Annotated in this window: 5 protein-coding genes and 2 pseudogenes; 2 read left to right on the top strand and 5 right to left on the bottom strand. The window is 75.3% G+C overall.

Annotation, left to right across the window (positions count from 1 at the left end):
* On the top strand, nt 1-341 hold a 341-nt coding region (locus AOK18_RS18255; protein WP_157865121.1), incomplete at its 5' end, for an ROK family protein.
* Nucleotides 342-514: 173 nt separating this feature from the next.
* Nucleotides 515-826: pseudogene (locus AOK18_RS18260) on the top strand (beta-galactosidase small subunit-related protein); the annotation flags it as partial.
* 137 nt (nt 827-963) lie between these two features.
* Here AOK18_RS18260 and AOK18_RS18265 read toward each other — a convergent pair.
* The 5 genes and pseudogenes from AOK18_RS18265 to AOK18_RS18285 all read right to left on the bottom strand — a co-directional run.
* The gene (locus tag AOK18_RS18265; protein ID WP_055572460.1) at nt 964-1,503 is read right to left on the bottom strand and encodes a hypothetical protein; all 540 of its coding nucleotides are present in this window, start codon (nt 1,501-1,503) and stop codon (nt 964-966) included.
* A complete protein-coding gene (locus tag AOK18_RS18270; RefSeq protein WP_055695076.1) occupies nt 1,500-3,230 on the bottom strand; it encodes a PHP domain-containing protein in 1,731 nt (576 codons plus the stop codon). Before AOK18_RS18270 ends, AOK18_RS18265 begins: the two co-directional genes overlap by 4 nt.
* 279 nt (nt 3,231-3,509) lie before the next feature.
* On the bottom strand, nt 3,510-4,361 hold the full coding sequence (locus tag AOK18_RS18275) for an isocitrate lyase/PEP mutase family protein (RefSeq protein WP_055695077.1): 852 nt from the start codon (nt 4,359-4,361) through the stop codon (nt 3,510-3,512).
* A gap of 9 nt (nt 4,362-4,370) precedes the next feature.
* A complete protein-coding gene (locus tag AOK18_RS18280) occupies nt 4,371-4,949 on the bottom strand; it encodes an SGNH/GDSL hydrolase family protein (RefSeq protein WP_055695078.1) in 579 nt (192 codons plus the stop codon).
* Between the two features lie 203 nt (nt 4,950-5,152).
* Nucleotides 5,153-5,406: pseudogene (locus AOK18_RS18285) on the bottom strand (beta-xylosidase); the annotation flags it as partial.

Below are 5,406 nucleotides of genomic sequence, written 5' to 3' on the forward strand. Positions count from 1 at the left end.
CGGGCGACCCGGTGGCGGTCAGGGTCCTTAAGGACACCGCCCGGTACGTCGGGGCCGGGATCTCCGGCCTGGTCAACCTGTTCAATCCGGAGGTGGTCGTGCTCAGCGGCTGGGTCGCGGCCGCGTTCGGCGAGCCCCTGCTCGACGCGGTGCGCGGGGCCGTCGGCCGGCACGCGCTCCGCCGCCCGTTGGCCGCCGCCCGGATCGTGCTCTCCCCGATCCCCACCGATCCGGTCTGCCTGGGCGCGGCGACGTTCGCCCTGGAGGGCGCGTTGCGGACGGCCCGCAAGGGCAGCGGCACGCGCGCGGTCTCGCGGGCCCGCGCCGCCGACGCGTCCTGACACCCCTCGCACCACCCGCGTCCCGGGCCTCAACGCCCTTGTTGCGGGCGCCTGTTCGTCATTCCGAACGGCGGGCAACGCTTCGTGCGGACTTCGCCCAACCCCTTGCCGAAGCATTGGCCGAAGGTCAACGTCCGGCACCGCGGGCGTTCCCGCGCCCTCCTCCGCCCCGTTATGTCCGCCCGCAGGAGAACGGGGCGCGGGCCGACGTGCGCTGGGTGGAACTCGGCGGGCTCCGCGTCGAGGGCGACCCCGCGTTCTGGTTCACCGCCCGTCCCTGGACGAGCGAGCGGCTCGACGCGGCCCGGCACCTCACCGACCTCGTCCCCGGCGGCACGGTGTGGGTGAACCTCGACCACGCCCAGCACGGCATCGGCTCGCAGTCGTGCGGCTCGGGCCCGCTCCCCCGGTACGCGCTGCGGGCGGAGCCCGCGGAGTTCTCGTTCGTCTTCTCCGGGGAGCGGGGTCCCGGCCGGGACGGGTGAACGGCTCACGCCGGGCGCGGGAACGCCCGTGCGATCGGCGCGCCGTGCGGGGGCCGTCCCGCACGCCCCCGTGCCGGCCCGGCGGTGCGGGGCCGGCACGGGGGCGCGGGTGCGGGGAGGTGCGGGGCGCGGTGCGCTCAGTGGTCCGCGCAGCAGGGCGTGGGGTCCGGGGACTCGAAGGGGACGAGGACGCCGCCCCTCGCCGGGGTGGCGGCGAGGACGAGCGCGTCCCCCTGCCACTGCGGGCGGACGTGGTCCCGTGTCACCACCCGGGTCCCGGGGTCGGGCGGGCCCGGCGCGCCGAGGACGGTCACACCGCTGATCGCGGATGCCGCGATCAGCTCCGCGACCGTCATCGTGCCGGTGAGGGCGGACGCCCCCGGGTAGAGCACCGCACGGCCGGACGCGTCGGGCAGGCCGGCCGCCGGTTCTCCGTGCCCGTCCGCCCTGAGCCGCTCCCGCACGGTGCGCAGGTGCGGTTCCGACGGCAGGGACAGGGAGACGACGACCCGCGGGCGCTGCCCGCGCACCAGGTGCGTGCAGCCGAACGTCCCTTCCGGAAGCTCCAGCCCGGCTGCCAGGCGGTGGAGGAGGCGGTCGGCGCTCCGCAGGTCCCGGAGGTCCGCGTCGACGGTGAGGACAGGGGAAGGGGCGTGGGCGTGGGCGCGGGGCGTCATGCGGGCAGGACCCATACCGGGTTGGTGTAGAACCACAGGTCGCGCCAGGGGTCGGCGTCGCCGACGACGTCGATGGCGGGGCCCGCGGGGTCGACCCCGGCGCCCCTCGCCCCGACGGCGGTCCGGTTGCCGTCGGAGCCGCGCAGCCGGACGTACAGCGGGCGGTCGACGCGGCCGAGGTCGTGGGTGACGCGGACCGTGCCGGCCGTCCCGCCGACGTCGTACGAGCGGGTGACCTTCGCGGTGGGCGCGGTGAAGGTGTCCTTGTCGGCGACGGGGCCGGTGACGTCGCCCTGGATGACGTCCACGCGGGCCAGTCTCGGTACGAAGCCCGCCCAGTTGGTGCCGCCGGCGAGCGTCACGTCGGCGCTCAGGGTGACCCGGGTGCCCTTGCGCACGTGCAGCGCGCCGCCGAGGGTGGCCCAGCGGTCGCCGCCGAAGACCCGGACGTCGAGGCCGTCGACGAGCCGGCCGTGGTCGACCCAGATGCGGCCGGCGCGGATGCCGTCCATGACGGCGGCGTAGGAGAAGCCGTCGGCGCCGACGTGGGTGCGGCTGTACTGGCCGGGCCAGTAGTCGCCCTGGGTGACGTCGATCCGCCCGTTGTACACGGGGTCCGGGTACCTGCCGTCGGTGGCGAAGTCACCGCCCGTGCCGCGCGCGCCGGTGTCGGCGTAGACCTGGTGGGAGTCGGAGTTGGCGGTGATCCACCAGGGGCGGCCCTCGGCGAGGAGGCTGTCCCACAGTCCGCCGACGGTGGCGGTCATCCAGTCGAAGCCGCCCCAGGTGCGGTAGCTCTCCAGCGGGTAGCCGGGGAAGGAGTTGGCGCCGGGCGCGTTGTCGTAGATGCCGCGGGCGCGCCCCATGCCGAGGGGCGCCGGCAGACCGGCGGCCTGGTGGCCGGGGGCGCCCTCGAAGCCGACGGCGATCTGATGGTTCTTCGGGGTGGCGTCGCGCCAGGCGCGGATCTCGTGCGGGGAGTCGACGCCGCGCCGCGCCGGGTGGTTGGCGAGCATCAGGGCGTCGTCGACCGTGCGCCGTCTCACCTGCTCGGCGAGGAACTCCAGGCCCGCGACGGCGAGCGCCTCGTTGGCGGGGGTGGAGTCGGAGGCGCCCTTCACGCTGCCGTCGTAGTCGTTCTCGAACCGCTTGAGGACGGCGACCTCGTTGCGTCCGGGGTGGACGAAGACGGTGCCGTGCTCGGCGGCCGGGATGTTCCACTCCAGGCCCTGGAAGACCAGGGTGTCCTGGTGGGCGGCGCGGGCCTCCTTGATGTCCGGGTTCACCTTCTCCACGCCGATCCTGGCGTGCGTCTCGCTGCCGTGGTCGGTGATGACCAGCCAGTCCATGCCGTGCCTGGCGCCCTGGCGGACCTGGTCGACGACGCGGTACTTGCCGTCGCTGCTGTACTGGGTGTGGATGTGGTGGTCACCGGCCAGCCACAGGAAGCCCTTGCCCCGCCGCGGGCCGCCGCGGCTGTTCCCGCCGGTCCGGGCGGGGGCGGCGGCCGCGGTGCCCGTGGTCAGCACGCTGCCGGCCGCGAGGCCCGCGCCGAGCAGCCCGGCCCGGCGCAGGAGGGTGCGGCGCGACTTCTGTTCCGGGGAGAGGGCCTCGTCGGGCACGGAGGTGTCGAAGGCGGCGGGCAGGGGCGTCGTCGCCTCGTGCCGGTGGCCGTCCCCGTGGTGGTGGTGTCCGTGACCGTGTCCGTGCGGGTGCCCGTGTCCCATGTGCGTGCCTCCTGGATGCCGCCGGTGGGGGGCGGCTGCCTTCCGCGGCGTGATCACGCCGCGTGTGGAGGATGGGGGCCCCGCGTGAACGCCGTACGACGCGGGGGTGAGCGGCGCATGCCTCCGGCGCGGCGGTTCACCACGCCTCCGCCGCCACTGCCGCCCCGCCCTCACGGACTGCCGCCGCGCTCGGGTGGTTGCGGCTTCCGGGTGGCGGTCGGCACGTGCGCCCCGCCGGCGCGCGCCCTGCACCGCGCCCGGTGCGACGCGCGGGAGACGTCAGTCGCACCGGGGCCGTCCGAAGACGACGGTGGTGCCGGCCCCGCCCCGTACGGAGTGCCTGCTCAGTGCCTGGACCTCCGCGTAGGCGGGCACGGCGCCGGTGGGCGTGCGCCCCTCCCGGACGTCGGTCGCGGTCTCCACCGCGGCGCCCAGTGCCCGCCGGTACAGCAGGGAGCCGAGGCTGATCCGGCGCACGCCGAGGCCGGCGAGCTGCAAAGCGGAGGGGCCGGTGGGCGAGTAGAGGACGTTGAGCGGTACGTCGAGCCGGTGCACCAGGGCGGCGATCTCGTGGGGCTCGGTGAGACCGGGCACGAACACACCTTGGGCTCCGGCCTGTTGGTAGGCGTCGAGTCGGCGGAAGGTGTCCTCCCGCCGGGTGCGGCCGTCCGTGCCGGGACGGGCGGTCCAATAGGTGTCGGTGCGGGCGTTGACGAAGAGTCCGGGGACCGCCGCCCGCACCGCGGCGATCTTCGCAGCGTGCCGGCCGACGGGTGCGAGCCCGTCCTCCAGGTTGATCCCGGCAGCACCGGCGCGATACAACTCCCGGGCGAACGAGGCCACTTCTTCCGGGTCGTCGCTGAAGCCGTCCTCCGCGTCCACGGACAGCCAGTACGGTCCCGGGCCGAGGGTGCGGGCGAGCAGCAGCGTCTGCTCACGCGTCGCCGCGGCCCCGTCGGGCAGTCCGGCCGCCGCGGCGACGGCCAGGCTGGTGGTGCCGACCGCCCGGAACCCCTGTGCGGCGAGAGCGGCGGCGGAGGCGTGGTCCCAGGCGTTGGGCAGCAGGAGGGGCTCGTCGGCGTGGTGCAGTCCGGCGAACCCGGTGACGGCGTTCGGCGCGTTCTCGGTCATGCGGGAACGCTAGCCGCGGAACACTTCGGCACCGGCCGAAGTGTGGAGGTGCTCGTGGGCACTCGTGGGGAACCTGGGACGCTCCGGTTCCGGTCGGAACGTCCCAGGGGTCTCCTCCCCTCCTGACCCGGTCCTCGGGCACCGGGTGCCCGCGGACGAGTGCGTCGCGGACCAGGGCCGCGAACCGGGTGGCGCCGTGCTCCGGGGCGGGGTGCCGCCGCGTCTCCCGTCGTACGGGTGGAGGGCCCTGGAGCCCTCCGCACCGAGGGACTCCACCGGCTCCCCGGTCCTGGCGGTGAGGTCGATCAGCGGGACGCGGGCGGCCGGGGCGACGGAGCGCACGACCGTCGGGGGGTCGACGCCGGGCCCCTCGGCCAGGAGTGCGGTGTCGTGGTCCAGGGGGCCGTCGGCGTTGAACCAGTGCCGTACGACGGGCGTCAGGAGGACCGGTTCGCCGCCTTGGGCCCGCACGCCCGCCACCCTGGTCTCGAGGTCGGCCCGGTAGGCGGCTCCGTCGGTGGTCTTGTCGTTGTGGGCGAGGTGGACGAGGTCACCGGGCCGGATCGCGGTCCGGACGGTGTCCCACAACCGCGGGTTCCCCGGATGCCCGACCGTACTCCCGCCGGAGTCCGCGTAGTTGGCGACCGAGAGACCCCTGCGCAGGTACTGCGGCAGTCGCTGTCCCCGGCCGGAGTACGGGGCGCCGGGCTGGTCGCAGACGGTGCAGGCGCCGGCGAGGAGGATCCGCCGGGGGCCGCCGGTGGTCCGGTGTGCGGGCCGCGGCCGGGACGGATGTCGGCGGTGGCGGGTTCGGGGTCGCCGGCCTGGGTGAGGACGTGGTTGCGGAACTCCTAGTTCTTCAGGTCGGCCGAACGGTAGGCGTCGACGTACCGGAAGGTGTTGTCCTCGTTGCGGTGCTCCCCGGACCAGTAGTGGTACGCGCCGACCTTGATGATCCCGCCGCCGTGGGCGTGCACGGGGTTCCCGGTGACGTCGGTGAACCGGACGCCGTTGCCGATCGTCTGCGGTGTGGCCCGCGCGGGCC

Source organism: Streptomyces prasinopilosus, from assembly GCF_001419695.1.
GTDB lineage: Bacteria > Actinomycetota > Actinomycetes > Streptomycetales > Streptomycetaceae > Streptomyces > Streptomyces prasinopilosus.